This window comes from Streptomyces sp. NPDC002536 (assembly GCF_053594995.1).
Genome location: NZ_JBSFWU010000024.1, coordinates 1 through 19,783 on the forward strand (window position 1 = coordinate 1; position 19,783 = coordinate 19,783).

At 71.2% G+C, this 19,783-nt stretch carries 9 protein-coding genes; 1 reads left to right on the plus strand and 8 read right to left on the minus strand.

Going from position 1 to position 19,783, the window contains the following annotated elements:
* The first annotated feature begins 47 nt into the window (after positions 1-47).
* Positions 48-470: a cation:proton antiporter domain-containing protein gene (locus ACWD4B_RS11640; protein ID WP_451420574.1), complete on the plus strand. Its 423-nt coding sequence runs from the start codon at positions 48-50 to the stop codon at positions 468-470.
* 75 nt (positions 471-545) lie between these two features.
* On the opposite strand, the gene ACWD4B_RS11645 is transcribed toward ACWD4B_RS11640, so the two are convergent.
* The 8 genes from ACWD4B_RS11645 to ACWD4B_RS11680 all read right to left on the minus strand — a co-directional run bounded on the left by ACWD4B_RS11645 (position 546) and on the right by ACWD4B_RS11680 (position 19,515).
* Complete coding sequence (locus ACWD4B_RS11645) at positions 546-1,835, minus strand: MFS transporter (protein WP_451420575.1); 1,290 nt, start codon at positions 1,833-1,835, stop codon at positions 546-548.
* Positions 1,832-2,986 (minus strand): pyridoxal phosphate-dependent aminotransferase, encoded by a 1,155-nt coding sequence (locus ACWD4B_RS11650; protein WP_451420576.1) that lies wholly within the window; start codon positions 2,984-2,986, stop codon positions 1,832-1,834. Before ACWD4B_RS11650 ends, ACWD4B_RS11645 begins: the two co-directional genes overlap by 4 nt.
* A gap of 213 nt (positions 2,987-3,199) precedes the next feature.
* Positions 3,200-4,978 carry an NAD(P)/FAD-dependent oxidoreductase gene (locus ACWD4B_RS11655; RefSeq protein ID WP_451420577.1) on the minus strand — a complete coding sequence of 593 codons (1,779 nt, stop codon included), beginning with the start codon at positions 4,976-4,978 and terminating at the stop codon, positions 3,200-3,202.
* Positions 4,959-8,894 (minus strand): amino acid adenylation domain-containing protein, encoded by a 3,936-nt coding sequence (locus ACWD4B_RS11660; protein ID WP_451420578.1) that lies wholly within the window; start codon positions 8,892-8,894, stop codon positions 4,959-4,961. Before ACWD4B_RS11660 ends, ACWD4B_RS11655 begins: the two co-directional genes overlap by 20 nt.
* A complete protein-coding gene (locus tag ACWD4B_RS11665; protein ID WP_451420579.1) occupies positions 8,891-10,528 on the minus strand; it encodes an MBL fold metallo-hydrolase in 1,638 nt (545 codons plus the stop codon). The genes ACWD4B_RS11660 and ACWD4B_RS11665 overlap by 4 nt, the downstream gene beginning before the upstream one ends.
* Positions 10,525-11,259 carry a hypothetical protein gene (locus ACWD4B_RS11670; protein WP_451420580.1) on the minus strand — a complete coding sequence of 245 codons (735 nt, stop codon included), beginning with the start codon at positions 11,257-11,259 and terminating at the stop codon, positions 10,525-10,527. The genes ACWD4B_RS11665 and ACWD4B_RS11670 overlap by 4 nt, the downstream gene beginning before the upstream one ends.
* A 49-nt stretch (positions 11,260-11,308) precedes the next feature.
* Positions 11,309-18,256 (minus strand): amino acid adenylation domain-containing protein, encoded by a 6,948-nt coding sequence (locus ACWD4B_RS11675; RefSeq protein WP_451420581.1) that lies wholly within the window; start codon positions 18,254-18,256, stop codon positions 11,309-11,311.
* Positions 18,253-19,515: a KamA family radical SAM protein gene (locus tag ACWD4B_RS11680; protein WP_451420582.1), complete on the minus strand. Its 1,263-nt coding sequence runs from the start codon at positions 19,513-19,515 to the stop codon at positions 18,253-18,255. Before ACWD4B_RS11680 ends, ACWD4B_RS11675 begins: the two co-directional genes overlap by 4 nt.
* Positions 19,516-19,783 lie beyond the last annotated feature (268 nt).

Genomic DNA, 19,783 nt, shown 5'->3' on the forward strand with positions numbered 1-19,783 from the left:
GGCCTTCTGCTGGGGCTGCTGTTACGGCAGGTGCGCGGCCGCGAGCAGTGCGACGGCCGCCCGCCCGGCGCCGGGCGCGCCCGCGCCGCCGCCGGGGGGGGCCGGGAAAGACTGGGCACCTCGATGCCACCGCGATCGGCGAACTGCTGCTGATCCTGCTCGTCGCGGGCGGTGGCAAGCTCCTCGGCGTCTACGGCGGGGCCCGGGCCGCCCGCCTCGACCATCGGTCGGCCGCGATGCTCGCCACATTGATGAACGTGCGGGGCCTGACCGAGCTGGTGCTGCTGACGGTCGGCCTCTCCCTGGGGATTCTGGATGCCGACCTCTACTCGTTGATGGTCGTGATGGCTGTCGTGACCACGGTCGTGTCCGGCCCGCTGCTCAGGCTGAGCAGCGGTTCGTCGCTGAAGGGCGAGGGAGCACTCGGGGCACGGCTCCCGACGCCGAGCCGGAGCGAAGAGGGCAGGTAGCGCCTTCCGTTGCCCGGGCCGAAAGGGGAGGACGGCGATCACGGAGGTCCGTGGTTCGGCCCACGTCATGGAGCCCTACGGCCCCAGGGACACCACCTGCGCTCCAGCGGCCTGGCGCGGGAAACTGCTTATGCGCGGGACGGGCGAGAGCAGGATCGGCGCCACGGCGGAGACGAAGAGCAGACCGGCCACCCACAGAATGGCGTGTGCGCCGGCGAAGCCGCCGAGCCACGAAGTGACCAGGCCCCCGAGGGAGATGCCCCCGAACACCACGGTCCGGTAGCCCGCCACGACCCGACCCAGGAGCCCGTGGGGAGTGACGCTCTGCCGCAGTGTCGCGGTGAGGACGTTGTAGATCGCCAGGCCGCCGTTTATGAGGGCCAGAAGGGCGGTGAGGACGACGGCGAGGGACAGGTGCCGCCCCCGGACGGCGGGGATGAGCAGGGCGGGAACGGTTCCAACGGCCGCCGCCGAGAGGAAGGCGACGCCGACGGGGAGACGCCGAGTGAGCCAGGGTGTGCCGGCCGCTCCGGCAAGGCCGCCGGCCGCGCCCACTGCCAGGACGGCGCCGACGGCGCCGACGCTGAACCCGAGAACACGGTTCATGTAGACGAGGAACGCGGTCTGGAAGATGGCCCACGCCAGGTTGTAGAGGCTCCCGGCCATGGTCACCGCCCGCATCGGGGGCGAAAGCACGAGGAAGCGCAGCCCGGCGTAGAGGTCCCGCCAGGGAGTACCGACAGCCCGGGGCGGGCTGGGCTCCCGTCGCTTGATGAGCAGGAGGGAAAGGACGGACACGAGATAGGAGCCGGCGTCGAGTGCCAGGCAGAGCGGCGCGGAGAGCAACTGCACGAGCAGTCCGACCAGTCCCGGCCCCGCGACCTCCGCCGCCGCCTGGCTCATGGACACCCGCCCGTTGGCCGGGAGCAGGTCCTCCGCGGCCACGAGCTTCGGCAGGTACGCCACGAGACACAGGTCGAACAGCACGGTGAACGTCCCGATGCCCGTGGCGAGGATCACCAGCCAGGACAGGGTCAGCCACCCGAGTGCCGCAAGGACCGGGACGGCCCCGACGAGCAACGCACGGGCGGTGTTGGCGATCACCAGCAGCGGGCGGTGCTTTATCCGGTCGACGAGGACACCGAGCGGCAGCGCCAGGACGAGGAAGGGGAGGTATTCGACGAATCGCAGCAGGCCCAGCCCGGCGGCGTCGGAGCCGACCACGACGAGGGCGGTGATCGGCAGGGCCAGGAGACTGACCTCGGCGCCCAGTATCGAGACCGTCTCGCCTGCCCAGAAGACCTGGAAGTCACGGTTGTGCCGCAGCCCTCTTCGGGGCGGGGGCTGCTCGTCCGGCGTCGTCATCGCGACACCTGCGGTGTTGGCCGGTCCGTACGCGAGCGGGTGCCGTGTTCCCCTGCTTGGGCCCGGGCGGGATCCGCCAGCTGTCGCAGGCGGTCGAACGCCTCGCTGAGACTCTCGGGAACCGCGCCGAACGAGAGGCGCACCCGGTCGTCCGTACCCTGCCAGAAACCCGGACCGGGCATCAGCCGTACGCCCACCTCCGACAGGGCCCGGTCGCACAGCCGTTGGGCACCGGCGTTCCGGTCTGCCAGCTTCAGCCAGAGGAACGGGCCGCCCGCCGGAGGTGCCGCCGCCTCGAAGACGTCGAGCATGGGGAGGGCCTTCATGGCGATGGCCTGGCGCTCGGCCAGCGTCGGCAGGTTCCCGTCCACCGGCTGTTCCAGCAGGGCCGCCGCCGCTTGCTGAGCCACCGACGACGGCCCCATACGCAGACGTTCGGCCACTCCGGTGAGTACTTCGGCAAGCGCCGGCGCCGTGGAGATCCACCCGAGGCGGACACCGGGACAACCGAAGCTCTTCGAGACCGAGTTCACCTTCGCCACGTGGCCGGCGTCGAGCAGGTCCTGGTCCTCACGGGGACGCGTACCCCCGATGATCAGCTCGTCGTACACCTGGTCCATGACGAGCAGCGCACCGTCGGCCCCGGCTGCCTCGGCGTGCAGGGCCGCGGCACCCTCGGCGAGGAGGCGGCCGTCGGGATTCGAGGGGCTGTGCAGCAACCGCATCCGCGCCGGGGTGGCACTGTCGGACTCCGCGTTGAGCGGGACCACGGTGGCGCCGAGGTTTTCGAGGATCTCCCGGTAGAAGAGAACACTCGGTGCCTGTACGGCGACCCGGTCGCCGGGGGTCAGGAACGTGTGGGCGAGCAGAAACAGTGCCTCGGTCGCACCGTGGGTCACCACGATGTGGTCCTCGCCCAGCGACAGGCCGTATTTCGCGTTCTCCCGGGCCGCGATCCGGCGCCGGAGCGTCCGCATCCCCTGCGGATCGGGATAGGTCTCGGCGTTGAACGTGACCCGGCCGGTCGATGTCGGGAGGCCGCGCATCAGGGCCTCCGAGAGATCCCACGTGGGCTGTCCGCTGCGCTGCGCCGCACGTGCCTGACGCTCGATCACGGACAGCTCGTGCCATCGGCGGCTCGGCACAATCATCGGCACTCCTCGGGAGTGGGAAGGCGGGGCTCGCAAGCGGTGGTTCCGGCACTGCTCGCCGAGCTTCTGTGAGGTCTCCCCGGGTCACGGAACATGGTCACCACAAGATCTTGATCCACTTCCGGGAACACGCCCTGGGCGCTCTGCCGGAAGTGCCCCGGTCGCTGCGGTCCGGCCGAGCCGCGGCACCGGGGCGAAGTCCGACGGGACTGCTCAGAGCTGCAGCCGGATCGGCAGCGCGGAGGGTGCCGTGTCGGATTCCGGTGACGGGGCGTCGAACAGCGCCGTGAGGCTCGTGTACGCGCGGTCGAACGACCGTGATGGCGTCGTGGGCTCGAAGAGTCCGTCGGCCCGCCACTGTTCGGGGTCCAGGCCGATCGCCCAGGCATTGAGCCAGGGGTGCTGGTCGAGGTCCGCCCGCCGTTCGGGCATCGTGTCCTCCACGGCGATGAGGAAGATGGCCAGGGCCACCTCTTCGAGCACGGTCATCGAGTGGCGGTGGTCGTCCACGAGTTCGGCCACGGACTTGCCTTCCACGAGGTTGCGTTCGTACGCCTCGCGCAGGAAGGGGATCGTGTAGTAGTCGATGAAGCGGAAGTCCCGGCCCCGGCGCGCCGTGCGTTCCCACTGCTTGAACAGCCGTTTGACCTGCAGGGCGAGGGTGTACAGGTCCGGCGTCGCGGCACGGACCGCGGCGGCTTTCTCCTCGTCGAGGAAGATGCCGTTGAACATCTGCGGGGTGGCTGTGGTCCACGAGAGCAGCGTGTCCCAGATGAAGGACAGCGCCATGATCAACGGTTCGCCGAAGTACGAGTAGGAGCTGTGGATGTTGTATGCGAGCCAGTCGTTCTGGCCGAGCACGAAACGGTTCAACTCCTCGACCCGCTCCGGGCGCAGACCGCTCCGGGCGTCCTCGCCGATCAGCTCGATCAGCGCCGAGTTCTCGAAGGCGATCATGTTGGAGCCGGGGGAGTAGAACGGGTCGGCGAAGGCCGCCGCCTCGCCCACGCAGCCCCAGCGGTCGGCCGAGAGAACCTGGGTGGACGTGTAGCTGTAGTCGCGGACCGCCAGGAAGTCGAGAACCTCGTGGTGGGCCAGCGCGGGCACGACCGCCGGTTCGTGCTGTTCCAGCCACTCGACGGCACCGGGGAGGCTGCTCATACTGTCGATGTCGTGGAGCTCGCCGGAGGTCACGATGCCGACGCTCGTGTTGCCGGAACCGAGCGGAATCAGCCACACCCAGTACCCGGGGCCCATGAGATGGACGGTCGAGAGCCGACGCCGACGGCCCGGCACCCGCTCGTGCCAGTCGACTTGGTCGTCGGGGACGAAGTCCTCGACGTCGAGCCGGCCCGTGACGCGGAACCACGCGGCGTTGAACTGTCCCTCCGTGGCCCGCTGCAGCCCCAGTTTGCGTTGGAGGTACCGGGCCCGCCCCATGGCGTCCACCACCCACCGGCAGCGTGCGCTCCGGGTCACCCCTGTCCCGTCGACGTAGGTCACCAGGTGCGAGTCCGTGCCGGAGCCCAGGGTGATGCCGCAGACCTTGCTGCCGGCGGCGATCTCGACACCGGCCTTGAGGTTCATCTCGTACAGGTCGTTCTCGAGGACTCCACGATCGATCTGGTAGGTGGACCTTCCGGGGAAGGCCGACAGCCCGATCTCGGGAGCGTCCGCGAACGGCTCGCCGGCCCGCCCGAAGAAGTAGCGCAGGCCCAGCTTGGGGAGGTGCTTCTCCGCCATGTACTCGGAGAGCCCGAGGACCGAGGAGAAGTAGAAGCCCGCGACGTCCACCGTCGACTCGCCCACCTTGTGAGCCGCCGGCGGCACCGGGTAGGTCTGTCCGTCGATCGTCAGGACCGAGGCGTCGGGCTGCTTGCGGCGCAGGTGACGGGAGAAGGTGGCGCCCGCGAGTCCGCCGCCGCAGACCACGACGTCGTACCAGGGGATGCCGTCGCAGGTCTCGGAGCGCTCAGCGCTGAACAGTGTCACGGGAGTCCTCCGGATTGCCGGGTACGGGGCCGTTGCCCGGGGTGCCGGCCGTCGGCCGGGTCAACGCCTCGGACCACAGGGCCAACAGCCGTGCGGCTTCGGTCTCGTCGAGCCGGTCGAGGTCGTGTTCGAGGGTGGCGACGAGCCGGTGGGAGCCACCGGGAACCGACGGCTCGAGCGACACCCCGAGCACGAGCGGGTGGTGGAGCTGCCCGAGGGCGACGCACTCCTCGACCATGGTCAACGGGCCGGCGGCACCACGGGCGTGATGGAAGTGCACGAAGTTGAACCACCCCGCGACCGCCCGGTCGTCCGCGACACGGGCGGCCAAGGGGAAGCCCGCGTAGGGCTCCAGCGCCTCGAGCCCGGCCTGGACCGCGGACGCAGGAGGCGGCACGTCGGCGCCCCACCGGGAGGTGAAGGGAAGGATGTTCCAGAACAGGCCGGTGGTGCGGAGCGGGTCGGTGAGTTGCTCCGACCGGCCGTTGGCGACGACGCCGACTGTCAGGGACGGTGCGCCGGTGTGTCGGTGGAGCGCGGAGACGAACGCGGCGAGACAGCAGGCCTTGGGGGAGATGCCCTCGGACCGGGCGCTCGCGAGGAGCGCCTCGGTCCGCTCCGGGGGCACGACGGTCTCCGTGCTGCCCACGCGCCGGATCTTTCGGCGTCGCGGGGCCGTTGAGCCGTCCGGGAGCGTGGCGAGGGCCTCGGCCCAGAAGCCTTGCGCCCGTGGGTCGTCGGCGAGGGCCCGTTCGAGTGCCACGAACTCCCGGTACGAGTCCACCGCCGGCGCCGCGGTGTCCGGGCGGCCGCCGTCACGGAGTTCTGCGTAGTCCTCGAGCAGTTCGTTCCGCAGTTGGACCCCGCTCCACCCGTCCGTCATCGCGTGGTGCGCGGACATCACGACGTCGGCCTCGGCCGCGGATCGTACGACGATGCGGAAGCGGGTCCACGGAGTGGCGCAATCGGTGGTGAACGGGTCGGCGAGGTCGGCCTCGACGACGGCGTTCAGCACCTGCCCGGCATCGTCCTCAGGACAGGTGACGATGGTGTCGACCCGAGTGGTGTCCGGAGGCAGCACGTACTGCAACAGACGTTCCGAACCAGGTGCCCGTATCACGGTCGTGCGCAGCGACCGGTGCCGCTCGACCAGCCCGCGCAGCGCGCGCCGCAACACGTCGACGTCCAGGTCGTTGTCGCGCAGCCGCCATCCGGCGACGCAGTGGTAGGCGTGCAGGGCCTGCAGGTCCGGCTCGGCGGACCACGCGACCATGCGCTCCTGAAGGTGCGTCAGCGGGTAGGCGTCCTCGCACCGGGCAGGCAGGTGCCGGGCCTCCTCGTCGGTGAGGGCCATCGCCGGGCTCATGGACGGCGCCACGGGGGCGGCGTCGTCGGCCCGTTGGGACAGCAAGCGTGCGAGCGCGCGTACGGTCCGGTGCTCGATGAGGTCGCTGGTGCGCAGGGCGATCCCCATGCGTTGCGCGGTGTGCACGGCCTGGATCAGCCGGATCGAGTCGCCGCCGAGCCGGAAGAAGTCGTCCTCGGCACCGACCACGGGCAGACCGAGTACCTCCGCCCACGCCTCGGCCAGGCGCGATTCGAGCGGGTCCGCGGGCTCGCTGACCGGACGCTCGGCCATCCGCCGCGTGTGCACCTCCATCAGGGCGCGGCGGTCCACTTTGCCGTGCTCGGTGGTGGGGAAGACGTCGACGCCGTGCACGGCGCTCGGGACCATGTACGCGGGGAGGATACGGGCGAGGTGGCCGGAGAGCTCGTGCGCCAGTACCTCGTCGTGTTTCGCTCCGTGGGCGCCCGGCCCGCGGACGAAGGCCACGAGAGCCCCGCGGGCGGGGTCCGCGACGACGACGGCGTCGTCGACGAGGTCGTGCGTGCGCAGCGCGTCGGCGATCTCGGTGGGTTCCACCCGGAAGCCGCGGATCTTCACCTGCTGGTCCCGTCGGCCGGCGAAGACGAGTTCCCCGTTCTCGTCCCAGGCACCGAGGTCGCCGGTGAGGTGCAGGGTGCCCCCGTCCGGGCGGAAGGGGTGCGGGACGAACCGGCGGGTGCTCTGTTCCGGGTCACCGACGTATCCCGATGCCACACCGCGCCCGGCGATCGCGATCTCGCCGATGACGTGGCGGGGGAGCAGGCGCCGGTCCCGGTCCAGGATGTAGACCTGCTTGTTCGCGCGTGGCCGGCCGATCGGCACGCTGTGGTAGGCCCGTTGCGGGTCCACCCGGTGCAGCGTCGTGTTCACGCACGCCTCGGTCGGTCCGTAGCCGTTGTACGCCGCGACACCGCGGGCCGCGTACGCCACCAGGTCCGCCGCGTTCGCGGGCTCCGCCGCCGAGATGACGACCCGGAGTTCCGCCAGCCGCGCCGGGTCGAGGCCGGTGAGGTAGGAGGGGGTGATGGTGGTCGCCGTGACGGCGTGCTCGGCCATCAGGTCCTCAAGGCGGCGTGGGTCGGCGAGATCCTGTTCGCCGGGGAGGACCAGCGCCGCGCCGGCGAGGTGCGTCATGACGATGTCGAGCAGGGCGCCGTCGAAGGAGAGCGCCATGAACTGGAGGTAGCGGTCGTCCGGGCCGAGGGAGAGCTCGGTCACGTGGTCGAGGCCGACGTTCACCAGGCCGGCGTGGTCGAGGACGATCGTACGCGGGGTCCCGCCCGAGCCCGAGGTCGTGATCATTGCGGCGGCGTCGCCGCCCCGCGGGTCCGGCCAGGCCGTCTCCCACGGTGGTTCGGGCCCCGTACCCGCGGGGAATTGCAGGTCCGGGCAGCACACAGTGAGTGCGGGCAGGTCGGTGATGCGGTCGAGCAGGCTGGAGTGCACCGCCATGGCCTTCGCCTTGGCGGTCTCGACGATCCGTGCGATGCGGTCGGCCGGGGCGTGCGGGTCGATCGGTACGTACACGGTTCCGGCGGCCATGCACCCCCACAGCGCCACGAGGGTGTCCTCGGTGCGCGTGACGAGGACGGCCACGGCTTCTCCGGCGGCGAGGCCCAGGTCGTCGCGCAGGTGGCGGGCGAACCGCTCGGCGCGGGAGCGCAGTTCGCCATAGCTCACGGTCCTGCCGCCCGCAAGGACGGCAGGGGCGTCGGGAGTTGTGGTGGCCACCGTGCGGAACCGGGTCGCGAGCGAGTCGTCCGGGGTGTGGGCGGGGACGTCCGTGGCATTGAGGGTGTCGAGCTGATGGCGGATCTCGTCGTTGTCCAGCAGATCCAGATCGGCCACCGCCACGTCGGTGTCGGTGAGGTGCCCCAGCACCCGTCCGACCAGCCCGGCGACATGGTCGGCGAACCAGACCGGGTAGCGGCCGTACCGGTCCTCGACCTCGAAGGCGCCCTCGGCCGCGTCGATCCTGATCACCAACTCGGCCGCGTCGTCGGCCGGCACGGCCTCGTGCAGGCCGGTCTCGGCGACCACCAGGCCGGTGTCCCCCGGTCCGTCCGTCTGCGCCCACAGGTCGCGGACAGGGAAGCCCTGCGTCGCGTAGGAGGTGGCGACCCGGTCGCGCACGTGCTCGATCAGCGACCGGAAGCTGCCCCGCCGCTCCGGGCGGAAGACCAGCGGCACCCGGTCGTCGTGCGGGTAAGGGCTGTCCACCCCGCGGAGCAGGGGGGTCGACAGCCAGACCACGTCGCGCGCCGAGGTGCGCTGGATGACGACCACGAGGGCGGCGAGGAGGACGACGAAGTCGCCGAGGGCCTGTCCGCCGCTCACGGTGGTGACCCGGCGACGGGCTTCCGGGCCGATGGGGGCGCGGTGCCGCGTTCCCGGGGCGGCGGTCATGGTGGTGACGACGGAGTCGGCCCAGTGCAGGGCGTCCTCGGCGGACGGCTTGGCCGCCAGCCAGTCGGCGCGCTGCCGTTGATGTGCCGGGCCTCGCAGGGCCTCGATGCGCGAGACGGTCACGACCAGCTCCAACGCTTCGCACCGTAGAGCCGTTCGGCGTGGCGGCCCTGCGCGTGGCAGGTCTTGACCAGGCGTTCGGCTTCTTGGATGGCGAGGGACTCGGTGGTGTAGGGGATGCCCAACAGGGGGTAGAGCCACGGCTCTTCGCCCATCGCGTACACGTAGACCTCCGAGCCGCCGAAGCGTTCGACGACGTCGAGGGCTTCGGCGGACGTGGACGCCCGCCCCCTCCGGCTGCGGTCGTGGTCCCGGTCCAGCGGGTGGGCGAAGTACGGGCCGTAGACCCAGCTCGCCGGTGCGCCTTCGCACTCCATGCCCAGGAACAACAGGTCGATGTCGCCGAGCAGGTCGTGCACGCGGTCGTACAGGGCCGGGTTGACGTTGGCGGTGTCGGCCCCGATCAGCACCGTCCGGCCGCCGAGGCGGATGTGGTAGGTGGACTTCGACCGGATCGCCAGGTCGTGGTGCTCGCCGACGAACGGCACGGCGGTGATGGCCCCGTGGGGAAGCGGCACGACGTCGAGCTCGCGCACCTCCCGGACATCGGGGAAGCCCAGGTACTCGACGACGAGACGCAGGGACGGGTCCATGAGGCCGCCGCCGTCGTTGCCCGGCACGACGACCGTTCCCACCTTGTGCCGGATCTGCAGCAGTGTCTCGGGCAGCACATGATCGTGGTGGGCGTGGGTGATCAGGACGTAGTCGATCCTGTCGGGCAGGTCTGCGAAGGAGAAGCGCGGCACGTCGGACACGTGGTCGTAGGCGATGACGGGATCGACGAGGATGCTGACGTCGTCGTCCTCGAACAGTACGCAGGCATGCCCGAAGTAGGTCACCCGGACCGCTCCCCGTCCGGCCGGTGAGGCCTTGCCGTCGGCCGGTGTCCGCGGAGGCGTGGAAGTGAACAGCTCGTGGAAATGCGGACGGGTGCCGGCGTCCAGGCCCAACTCCTGGGCGAGCGCGTCCGGATCGACGGGTTCGGTGCGGGCGCGGAACAGTGTGTCGAGCGCCGGTGCGGCGAAGGGGACGGTGATTTCCACGGCGGCTTCTCCGGGCTCGCCCTCGGTCGCGGGCAGGCGGGGGGTGGAGAACGCGAAGGGGCGGTCGCCGTCGCGGTCCGAGCGCACCAGGCGCAGACACTGCCCCGACGGGTCGGCCAACGCGTCCGCGTACAGCAGCCGTTCGTAGAGGCGGCAGCGCGCCCGGTTGTGCCGGTCGTACTCCAGCTCGACCAGGCCCCGCAGCGCTACGGGGACGTCGGGATACAGGGGCTCCAGGGCATTGCCGGTCATGTTCTCCAGGAGCTTGTCGAGTTCGGCGAACGCCGACACGAACTCCTGCCGACGCCGTGCCGTGGCGCGCGTCGCGTCCAGCAGTGCCGCGACCTCGGCGACCCTGGTGCCGCCGAGGTCGAGGAACGGGCCGCTGCGCGTGGCGGGGTTGGCCGCCGCGGCCGCGTGCATCGCCGGGGAGCGGACGTAGGACTCCATCATCCGCAGATGGCGTTCGACGACCACGAAGGCGGCCGTCGCGGGCGAGACGAGGTGCACCCACGCGTACCAGCGGTCGACCAGGGGCTCGACTTCGACGTCGCCGCGGAGGAAGCACCCCGCGCCCGTTCCCGCCCCGGTCACGGGTGGTCTCCGTCGGCGGCCGGCGTGTCCAGGTCCGCCAGGGCCGACTCGATCTCCTCCAGGCTCTCGACGACGAAGTACCGGTTCTGGAGCCGGAGGATGTCGTACGTCGCGAACCGCACCACCTCCGGGTCGAAGGGCTCGACCGGCGAGGCGGGGCCGAGGCACTGCCGGATCTCGTCGGCCGAGGAGAGGATGGCGCCTCCCAACGCCCGGAGCCCGTCGGGCGTCCGGATCAAGCCGGTCTCCAGAGTGCTCCACAGGATGCTCTGCAACAACGCGAAGTCGTCGGGCCGCGCGACGCACCGGACTCCGATGCGGCCGAACTCCTGATACAGGCGCGCCGTGCGCGTGTGGGCCAGGTAGGGACCGTGACCGAACAGGTCGTGGAACAGGTCGGGCAGCTGGGAGAAGCGCATCTCCTCGGGTGTGCGCATCCGGCTGGTCACGGGGAACCGCCGGTTCCAGAGCATGTCGAAGAACTCGGGCCCTTTCACGAGGCCGTTCACCGCCACGAACGTCCAGCCGCTGATCGCGCTCATGCGCTTGTTCACCTGCTCGAGGTCGGGCACGTGCTCGGCCGGGAGGCCGAGCAGGGCGAGTCCCTCCAGGTAGACGGACGGCGCGGCCGATGGCACGAGGTCCGCCTGCTGGTGGTACAGGTGCTGCCAGACTTCCTGGTCGACCGGCTCGTAGTGCTCCTTGACGGGCGGTACTGCCTGGGTGTCCACTTCTGCTCCTTTCGGCGGGCCGGCTCCGTACCGGCCCCGGGGCGCGCGTTCAGTACCGCAGCTCGATGGTCAGGGGGGCCGGGGCCGGGGCCGACGCGGCGCCCACGGTCCGGTCCAGCGGGTCGTCGGCGTGATCGAGGAGTGTCTCCACGATCCTGCGGAAGGCCCGCCCGAGTTCGGTGAGCGTGTCGTCGTCGGTGCGGGCGCGGGGTGCCACGATCTCGATGTCCAGCGTGTCCGCCCGCTCGGTGATGTCGAACCACAGTGCCGTGTGGGCGCCGAAGACGAAGTCCGGCCGGGGGGCGTCTTCGGTACCGGTCAGGAGTGTCCGGGGCTGGAGGGTCAGGCCGACGTCGGCGAGCGGTGTGTCGGCATCCAGCCCCAGCGCCCGGCCGATGTTCACCGGCGGGACCCATCGGTGGGCGAGAGCGTCGAGAGCCGACCGGCGTACGGAGCCCAGGAGCGTGGTGAAGGGGGCGTGCGGCTCGACGCGGTCGCGGATGCCGAGGGTGTTGATCAACGGTCCGAGCTGCTCGTCGAGGACCGGCCCGTCCCGCAGCGACACCGGTGACATCACGACGAGGTCGGTCTGCCCGGTCATGGCGAACAGGAACGCTTTGACCAGGGCGTGCAGTCCGGCGAAGAGCGTCGCGCCGGTGTCCGCGCACAGCGCCCGCAGCGCGCGGGTACGACAGGCGTTCACGCTCACCCAGTGACGGCGTCCGATGAAGTCCCGGGGCCCGGCCTGGGGGGCGATGCCCAGCGGTGTGAGGTCGGGCCGGATCCGGTCGATTCCGGTCATCCGCTCGGTCCACCAGTCGAGTTCGGCCCGTCCGTCGGGGCTTTCGAGGCAGGCGAGATGGTGGGCGGCGATGTCGTGGAACTGACGCGTCGGCGGCCGGGGAGCGCCACGGCCGTCACACCGCGCCCGCTGGTCCTGCTGCCACCAGCGGGCGAGGACGTCGAAGGACATGCCGTCCCACACGATGTGGTGGGCGGTGACCAGGGCGAGGGACGACGCTCCCGGACGGCGGACCAAGTGGAGCCGGAACAAGGGCCCTTCGGCGAGGTCCAGTGGCCGGGCCGTCTCCTCTTCGGCGAGCTTGTGCAGGTCTTCGGCGGTGGGGGAGCGGGACAGGTCGGTCAGCCGGAGCACGTCCTTGTCGCCCTGCTGACGGATCCGTTGCCGGGGGTGGTCACCGACCAGGGGGAACTCGGTGCGCAGGATCGCGAAGGACGTGACGAGCCGGGCGAACGCCGCACGGTCGGCCTCCGGGTCCCATGGGGTGCCGAGGTCCAGGATCTCCGGGAGCGCAGCGGGCGTCTCCGGGGCACGGAACTGATCGAGCAGCCAGAACTCCGACTGCGCGGGCGACAGCGGGTAGTTGTCGGCGTGTGGAGCCGGGGGGATCGTGGCCGGGCGTGTGGCGGGCTGCTCCGTCGTCGGTGTGCGGCGGGCGTCGATCAGCTCCGCCTGGCGGGCGAGCGTGGAGTGCGTGAGGACGTCCTCCAGGGCGAGGGTCACGCCCAGTTCCTCCTCGACCCGGGTCACCAGGACCACGGCCAGCAGGGAATGGCCGCCTACGGAGAAGAAGCTGGTGTCGGGGCCGAGACGGGGACGGTCCAGCAGCTCGCTCCACAGCGACTGCAGCACGGTCCTCGTGTCGGGCGCGTCGCCCTCGGCGGGCCCGGGGACTTCGGGATTCTGCTCGGCCGGAGGCCGCGCAAGGCCGGCGTACCGGGTGCGGAGCGCGTCCAGGTCCACCTTCCCGTTGGCCGTGATCGGCCAGTCGTCGACGGTGACGAACCGGCTGGGGACCATGGGCGCGAGCAGGAGCTCCCGCAGCCGCCGGCGCAGAGCGGGAATCCGCTCCCGGTCGCGGTCGTCGACATAGGCCACCAGCGTCGGGGCCCCGACGGATCCCGTCCGGGCGTCGTCGGACTCCGTCCTGACGTCGGTCACGGCGTCCCCGGTCAGCAGCCCGGTGCTCAGGATCGCGGCGCGGACCTCCTCCAGCTCCACCCGGTATCCGCGGATCTTGACTTGGCGGTCCCGCCGCCCCACGAACACCAGATCGCCGGAGGGGAGACGCCGGGCGAAGTCTCCGGATCGGTACCACCGCCGGGACCTGCGCCCGTCGTGGTCGTCGCCCGCTCCGAAGGCCCGGGCGGTCTCCTCGGGGCGGCCGAGGTAACCCCGGGCCACGGTGGGCCCGCTGATGACGATCTCCCCGACGCTGCCGTCGGGAACCGGTTTCCCGTCCGGGTCCAGCAGGTCCACGCCGACCGTCCCGATCGGGCGGCCGATGTTCTGCACGTCGGACGGCGACCCGGGGGCCTGGGAGGGGTCGAGTCGTTTGAACGTCGTGAAGACGGTGGTCTCGGTGATGCCGTAGCCGTTGACGACGTCCACGCCGGGTACGCGCTCGGCGAAGCGGCGGACGGTTCCCGGGTTGACGGGTTCTCCGCCGAGCACCACGTAGCGCAGGGAATCCGGTGCCGGCCCGGGGCCGCGGTGCAGTTCGTCCACCAGCCGCTCGAAGGTGGTCGGGACCTGGGAGAGCACCGTCACCCGTTCCCGCACGAGAGCCGGGAGCAGTTGTCGTGGGTCACGGCGGGTGGTCTCGGGCACGATCACGACGCGGGCTCCGCGGGAGAGCGGGAGGTGGATCTCCCAGACGGAGAAGTCGAAGGCGATCGAGTGCGTCGACGTCCAGACGTCGTCGTCACGGAACTCGAACGGCCAGCCGCCCGCCCACAGGAGCGCGAGGGCGTTCGCGTGCTCCAGCACCACGCCCTTGGGCGTGCCGGTGCTGCCGGAGGTGTAGATGACGTACGCAGGGTCGTCCGCGCCGGTGGCCGGGGTGAGGTCGCCCGCCTGCTCGCCGTCGTCGGAAGGGTCGGGTTCCTCGTCGAGGGCGAGCACGGAAAGCCACTCCAGCCCTTCCGGGAGGAGGCCGCGGTCGTGACCGTCGACCACCAGGAGGACCGGCCGGGCATCTTCGAGCACGGCCCGGCGGCGTGCCTCGGGATGGGTGGGGTCGATCCCGAGGAAGGCGCCGCCCGCCTTGAGGATCGCGAGCCGGGTCACGGGCACGCGCTCGGTGCGCTCGACCGCGTAGCCGACGATCCGCCCGGGGCCCACCCCGAACTCGCTGCGCAGCCGGTGGGCGAGCCGGTTCGCCCTGCGGTTGAGCTCGCCGTAGGTGAGGACCCGGTCCTCGCACACCACGGCGGGACGCTCGGGGGTGAGCCGGGCCTGGCGTTCCACCGCCGTGTGCAACAGGGCAGGGGCCGTCGGGGCGTCCAGTGCCGAGGAGGCCAGGGCGGCGACGGTGGTGCCGTCGGAGTGCGGGAGGGCGCCGATGGTGCGGGAGAGCCCGGCGAGCCAGCGGTCGATCGTCGTGCTCGCGAAGAGGTGGGAGTCGTATTCGAGTTCGCCGCGCAGTCCGTCCTCGTCCTCGACGAACGTGACGATCATGTCGAGCTTGCCGACGCCGCGGTCGACGTCGACCCGGCGGGCGTGGGGTTCTCCCCATACGGACTCCGTCCGGGCGCCGGGCGCGTTCTGCAGAACCAGCATCACGTCGAACAGGGCCGAGTGTCCGGGGTCGCGCACCAGGCCGAGGTCGCGGACGACGAGGTCGAGCGGGTACTCCTCGTGGGCGAAGGCGTCCAGGGCGGTCGACCGGACGTGGGCGAGGAGTGCGTCGAGCGATGCCTCCGGGTCCACACGGGTCCGTAGGGCCACGCTGTTGACGAAGGAGCCGAGGACGTCTTCGAGGTCGACGTGCGGGCGGCCGGCCACCGGGGTGCCGACGATCAGGTCGCGCTGCCCGGTCAGCCGGTGCAGCCACACGGAGGTTGCAGTGAGGAGGGTCATGAACAGCGTGGCCCGGTGGTTCGCGGCCCACGACCGCAGTGCTCCGGTCACCTCCGGGCCGAGCGTGAAGCGCTTGACGTCGGCCCCGGGAGCCTTCGTGGCGCCTCGCGGGGCGTCCAGCGGGAGGTCGAGGGCAGGCAGCGGTCCGGCCAACTGGTCCATCCAGAAGCGCTGCAGCCGCCGGCCTGCCGGACCGGCGAGCCGGGCGCGCTCCCATGCGGCGTAGTCGCGGTATTGGAGGCGGACGGGTGGCAGCTCGGCCGGGCCGTCCTCGGCGGCCAGGGCCCGGCACCGCGTGGCCAGTTCGGTGAGCAGGAGGGTCAACGACCAGGTGTCGCTGATCAGATGGTGGATGACGAGATACAGCACGCTTCCCCGTCCGGGCGTCGTCGCCGGACCCGCCGGGGTGATGAGGCCCAGTCGCAGCAGGGGACCGTCCGCGGTGGCGAAGGGCTGCTCGCCCATCGTGCGCAGGTGCCGGGACGGGTCGGCGGCCGTGCTGGTCTCCACGGGTACCCAGCCCGGTTCCGGGGGCAGGATGCGCTGGACGAGTTCACCGTCCACCAGGGAGAAGGCCGTGCGCAGGATCTCGTGCCGGGCGGTGAGTCCGTCCACGGCGGTGCGCAGCACGGTGGGGTGGGGGACCTCGGACAGCTCGACGCCGATGGCGATGTTGTAGGCGGAGGAGGTGGCGTCGAAGCGGCTCGCGATCCAGTGGCGGAGTTGGCTGTGGGATGCCGGGGCCGTCCCGGTCGGCGGCGTGGGTTCCAGCCGGGCGACCCGGCACGAGGTGTGGTCACAGTCCTGCACCACGCGTGCCTGTGCGCGAACCGTGGGGTGGGTGAAGATCGTGACGACGTCCAGGAGTCCGCACACGCCCGCTGCCGCGCGCGTGGCCATCCGGGCGGCGTCCAGCGAGGTGGCGCCCCGGGCGATGACGTCGTCGTCCGGGCCGACCGCCGTGCCGTCCAGGACCTCGCGCCACAGGGCGACGAGGGCGTCTTCGACCGGCGTGGTGGGGGAGAGGAGCGGGCCTGCCGTCGGGCCGCCCGGACGTCCTGTCGGCAGGGCCTCGGTGTCGATCTTGTCGTGCACGGTCCGGGGGAAGGCGTCCAGCACGTGGATCACCTCGGGGACCATGGCGGCCGGCAGGAACCGGCGGAGGTGCGCGCGGACGGCGTCGGGAGCAGGCGGTACGCACGAGGCGTTGTGGGTCACCCAGGCGATGAGCCGCTCGCTGTCCGCCTGTTCCGACATTCCGCCGCCTGTGGTGCGGACGAGGGCGTCGTCCACTGCGGGGTGGCGGCGCAGCACGGCCTCGATCTCGGCGGGAGCGATCCGCAGCCCGCGGACCGACAGTTCGTCGTCGAGCCGCCCCAGGAACTCCAGGTTCCCGTCGGCGCGCCACCGGACCCGGTCCCCGCTGCGGTAGAGCAGCTCCGGTCCGGCGACCGGGCGCCGCACGAAGCGTTCGCCGGTGAGCTCCTCGTCGTTCAGGTAGCCGGCGGCGAGGCACTGCCCGCGGACGAAAAGCTCGCCCGGCACCCCGAGCGGCGTGAAGCGGCCGTGCCGGTCGAGCACGGCGACCCCGGTCCCCGGGATCGGACGCCCGACGGGCACGGACTCGCCCACCGGTCCGGCCGAGCAGTCGAAGGAGGTGACGTCGACGCAGACCTCGGTCGCGCCCCATCCGTTGAGCAGGCGAGCACCCCCGCTGCGGCCGACGACCTCTTCGAAGAGCTCGACCAGCCAGGGGTGCAGGGTCTCTGCGCCGGCCAGGATCCATCGCAGCGACGAGAGCGCGGAGTGGAAGCCGAGCGCGGCCACATGCTCGAGCAGGCTGCGCAAGGGGGAGGGCACCAGGTCCACGACGGTGACCCGTTCGTGCTCGATGGCGTCGAGCACCCGCGCAGGGTCGCGCTCGTGGCCGGTGGGCAGGAACCACACGCGGCCGCCGACCGGCAGCAGACGGAACATCTCGCAGATGGAGGGGTCGAACGACAGCGCCGTCCGCCCGAGGGAGACGTCGTCGGGGCCGAGACCGAGGTGGTCGATGAGCCACAACTGGCGGTTGACGAACGAGCGGTGGCGTACCAGGACGCCCTTCGGCCTGCCCCGGGAGCCGGAGGTGAACATGACGTAGGCGAGGTCGTCGCCGTGCAGTCGCGGGAGGGAGCGGCGGGTGTCGGCCCGTCCGAGGCCTTCGAGGACGATGGTGGGGCGGTCGGCCGAGAGCGCAGTGCGCGCGGCCCGGGTGGTGACGATCAGCCGGACCCCGGCCTCGGCCAGGAGCTGGGTGCGCCGGGCCTCGGGCAGCGTGGGGTCGAGCAGGAAGAACGCGCCTCCGGCGGTGAGTACGCCGAGGGCCGCGGTGAGCACCGCGCACGACCGCTCGGCGACGACGGCCACGATCTCCCCCCGCGTGACGCCGTGGGCCAGCAGAGCCCGGGCCACGCGCTCGGAGCGCTCGACGAGTTCCCGGTACGTGAGGGTTTCCGCGTCGCAGGCCGCCGCGGTCCGCTCGGGGTGGCGAGCGGCCGCGGCCCGGACGAGCTCGTGGATGGTCGTCTCCGCGGGGGCCGGTGACGGCCGGCCCGCGAGCTGTTGTTGCTGGAAGCCGGTCTCTGCGGGGGCGAGCACCGGGAGCCCGGCCAGTTCCCGCTCCGGGTGGGCGGTGCCGGCGGCAAGGACGCGGGCGACCGCCTCCTGGAGCCCGGAGCCGGATGCATGCGGGTGTTCGAGGGTGATCGTCGGCTCGGCACCGTGCCGCAGGGTGAGTTCGCCGTGCGCCGCGGGGCGGGGGCCGGTGCTCGGGTCGAGGGCGTCGGTGTCGGTGACCAGGATGCTCCAGTGGCCCGCGGGCCGGGGGGCGGGGAGCCGGTCGGAGATCGAGGAGCGCAGGCACGCGAACGTGGCGGTAGGGGGACAGTCCACGATGATGTGGTGTGCCGTGCCGGTCCCGGCCGGCGTGCCGTGCGGCCTGATCGTGACGTCGAGGACGAGCCGGTCCCGGTCCTCGTACCGCTGGAGCACGACCGCGGCGGCCGCGAGCACGTCGTCGACGGAGTGGCGGGGCCCGTCGGAGTCCTGGGCCCGGGAGTGTGCCGGGCTCATGCGTCGGCGCCCTCGTCGTCATCGGACGGCTGCGGGGCGGACAGCCGGTCGGAAACGGTGGTCACGTCGGAGGCCGTCCGCGGGGCGGAAGGCTTCGTCCCCCGCAGCGGAGGTGTCGTGCCCGACCGGTACCCCGACGGTCCCTTGTACTCGGAGATCTCTCCCGCCCAGTTGCGCAGCACCGCCCGCTCCGGTGACAGGCTGAGCAGGTAGTTCGGAGCGACCGGGATCTTCCCGCCGCCGCCGGGGCTGTCGATCACGTAGGTCGGGACCGCGAAACCGGTGATGTGCCCCCGCAGGCCTTCGATGATCTCGATGCCCTTGGTGACGCTCGTCCTGAAGTGCCCCGCGCCCCGTACCGAGTCGCACTGGTACAGGTAGTAGGGGCGTACGCGGATGCGGACGAGCTCGGTGCACAGCCGGCGTTGCACCTCGACGCTGTCGTTGATCCCCTTGAGCAGGACCGCCTGCGAGCCGACGGGCGCGCCGGCACGGAGGAGCCGGTCGCAGGCCCGGCCGAGCTCGGGGGTGATCTCGTACGGGTGGTTCACATGGATGTTCACCCACATCGGGTGATTCGCCTCGATGATTTCGCACAGTTCGTCGTCCACGACGAACGGGTTGAACACCGGGGCGCGGGTGCCCAGTCGGATGATCTCGACGTGCGGAATCTCCCGGATTTCGGCGACGATCTCGGCCAGGCGTTTCCGTGCCATCGTCAAAGGATCGCCGCCGCTGATCAGGACGTCGCGCACCTGTGGTGATTCACGGACGTAGCGGATCTGCTCCTGCCAGTCCGCATGGCCGTAGTTCTGCTGCCCATCACCGACGAACCGGCTTCGCGTGCAGTACCGGCAGTACGCCGCGCAGGAACTGGTGACCAGCATCACGAGCCGGTCGGGGTATTTGTGAATGACTCCGCGTACCGGCTCGTTCTCGATCTCCGAGTTGGCGTCGGGAAGCCTTCCGTCGAAAGCCTCCATTTCCCGTGAGGTGGGGATGACCTGACGCCGCAACGGGCACTGCGGATCGCTCCCGTCGATGAGGCTGAGGAAGTACGGGGTGACGTCCACGCGGAACAGGCCGTCCGCGCCGAGCGCGCTCTCCTCCTCCTCGGTGAGCTTCATGACCTCGCGCAACTGCGAGGCGCTCCGCAGCCGGTGTGTCATCTGCCACCGGGGGTCACTCCACTCGGCCTCGGGCACGTCCGCCCACCGGGGATGACGGGCACTCGCTCCGTTCTGCACACCGATCGCCATCTGCAACCTCCGGCTGAATCCGGACGAACCGAGTTTCAACGATAGACACGGTTCCGACGGCCGTTCAACCATGCCAAATTATTCTTCAGACGGTGTATCAGGCTCTTTTGAGGCCGCTGTCAGGGATCCTTCAGACGTTGTTTAGCCCTCTTTTAGATGCTGCGTCGGATTCCCTTTGGGGCCTCTGGTGTGCCAAGGCTCCGGTCTGGTACACCGTTTTGGTCGGTTGCTTTTATTCGTTCCGGCCGGGCTGATTCGAGCCGGGCCG

Coding starts and splice junctions, on each gene's coding strand:
- ACWD4B_RS11680 (WP_451420582.1), bottom strand. CDS start 19,515: ATGGCGATCGGTGTGCAGAACGGAGCGAGTGCCCGTCATCCCCGGTGG.
- ACWD4B_RS11675 (WP_451420581.1), bottom strand. CDS start 18,256: ATGAGCCCGGCACACTCCCGGGCCCAGGACTCCGACGGGCCCCGCCAC.
- ACWD4B_RS11650 (WP_451420576.1), bottom strand. CDS start 2,986: ATGATTGTGCCGAGCCGCCGATGGCACGAGCTGTCCGTGATCGAGCGT.
- ACWD4B_RS11645 (WP_451420575.1), bottom strand. CDS start 1,835: ATGACGACGCCGGACGAGCAGCCCCCGCCCCGAAGAGGGCTGCGGCAC.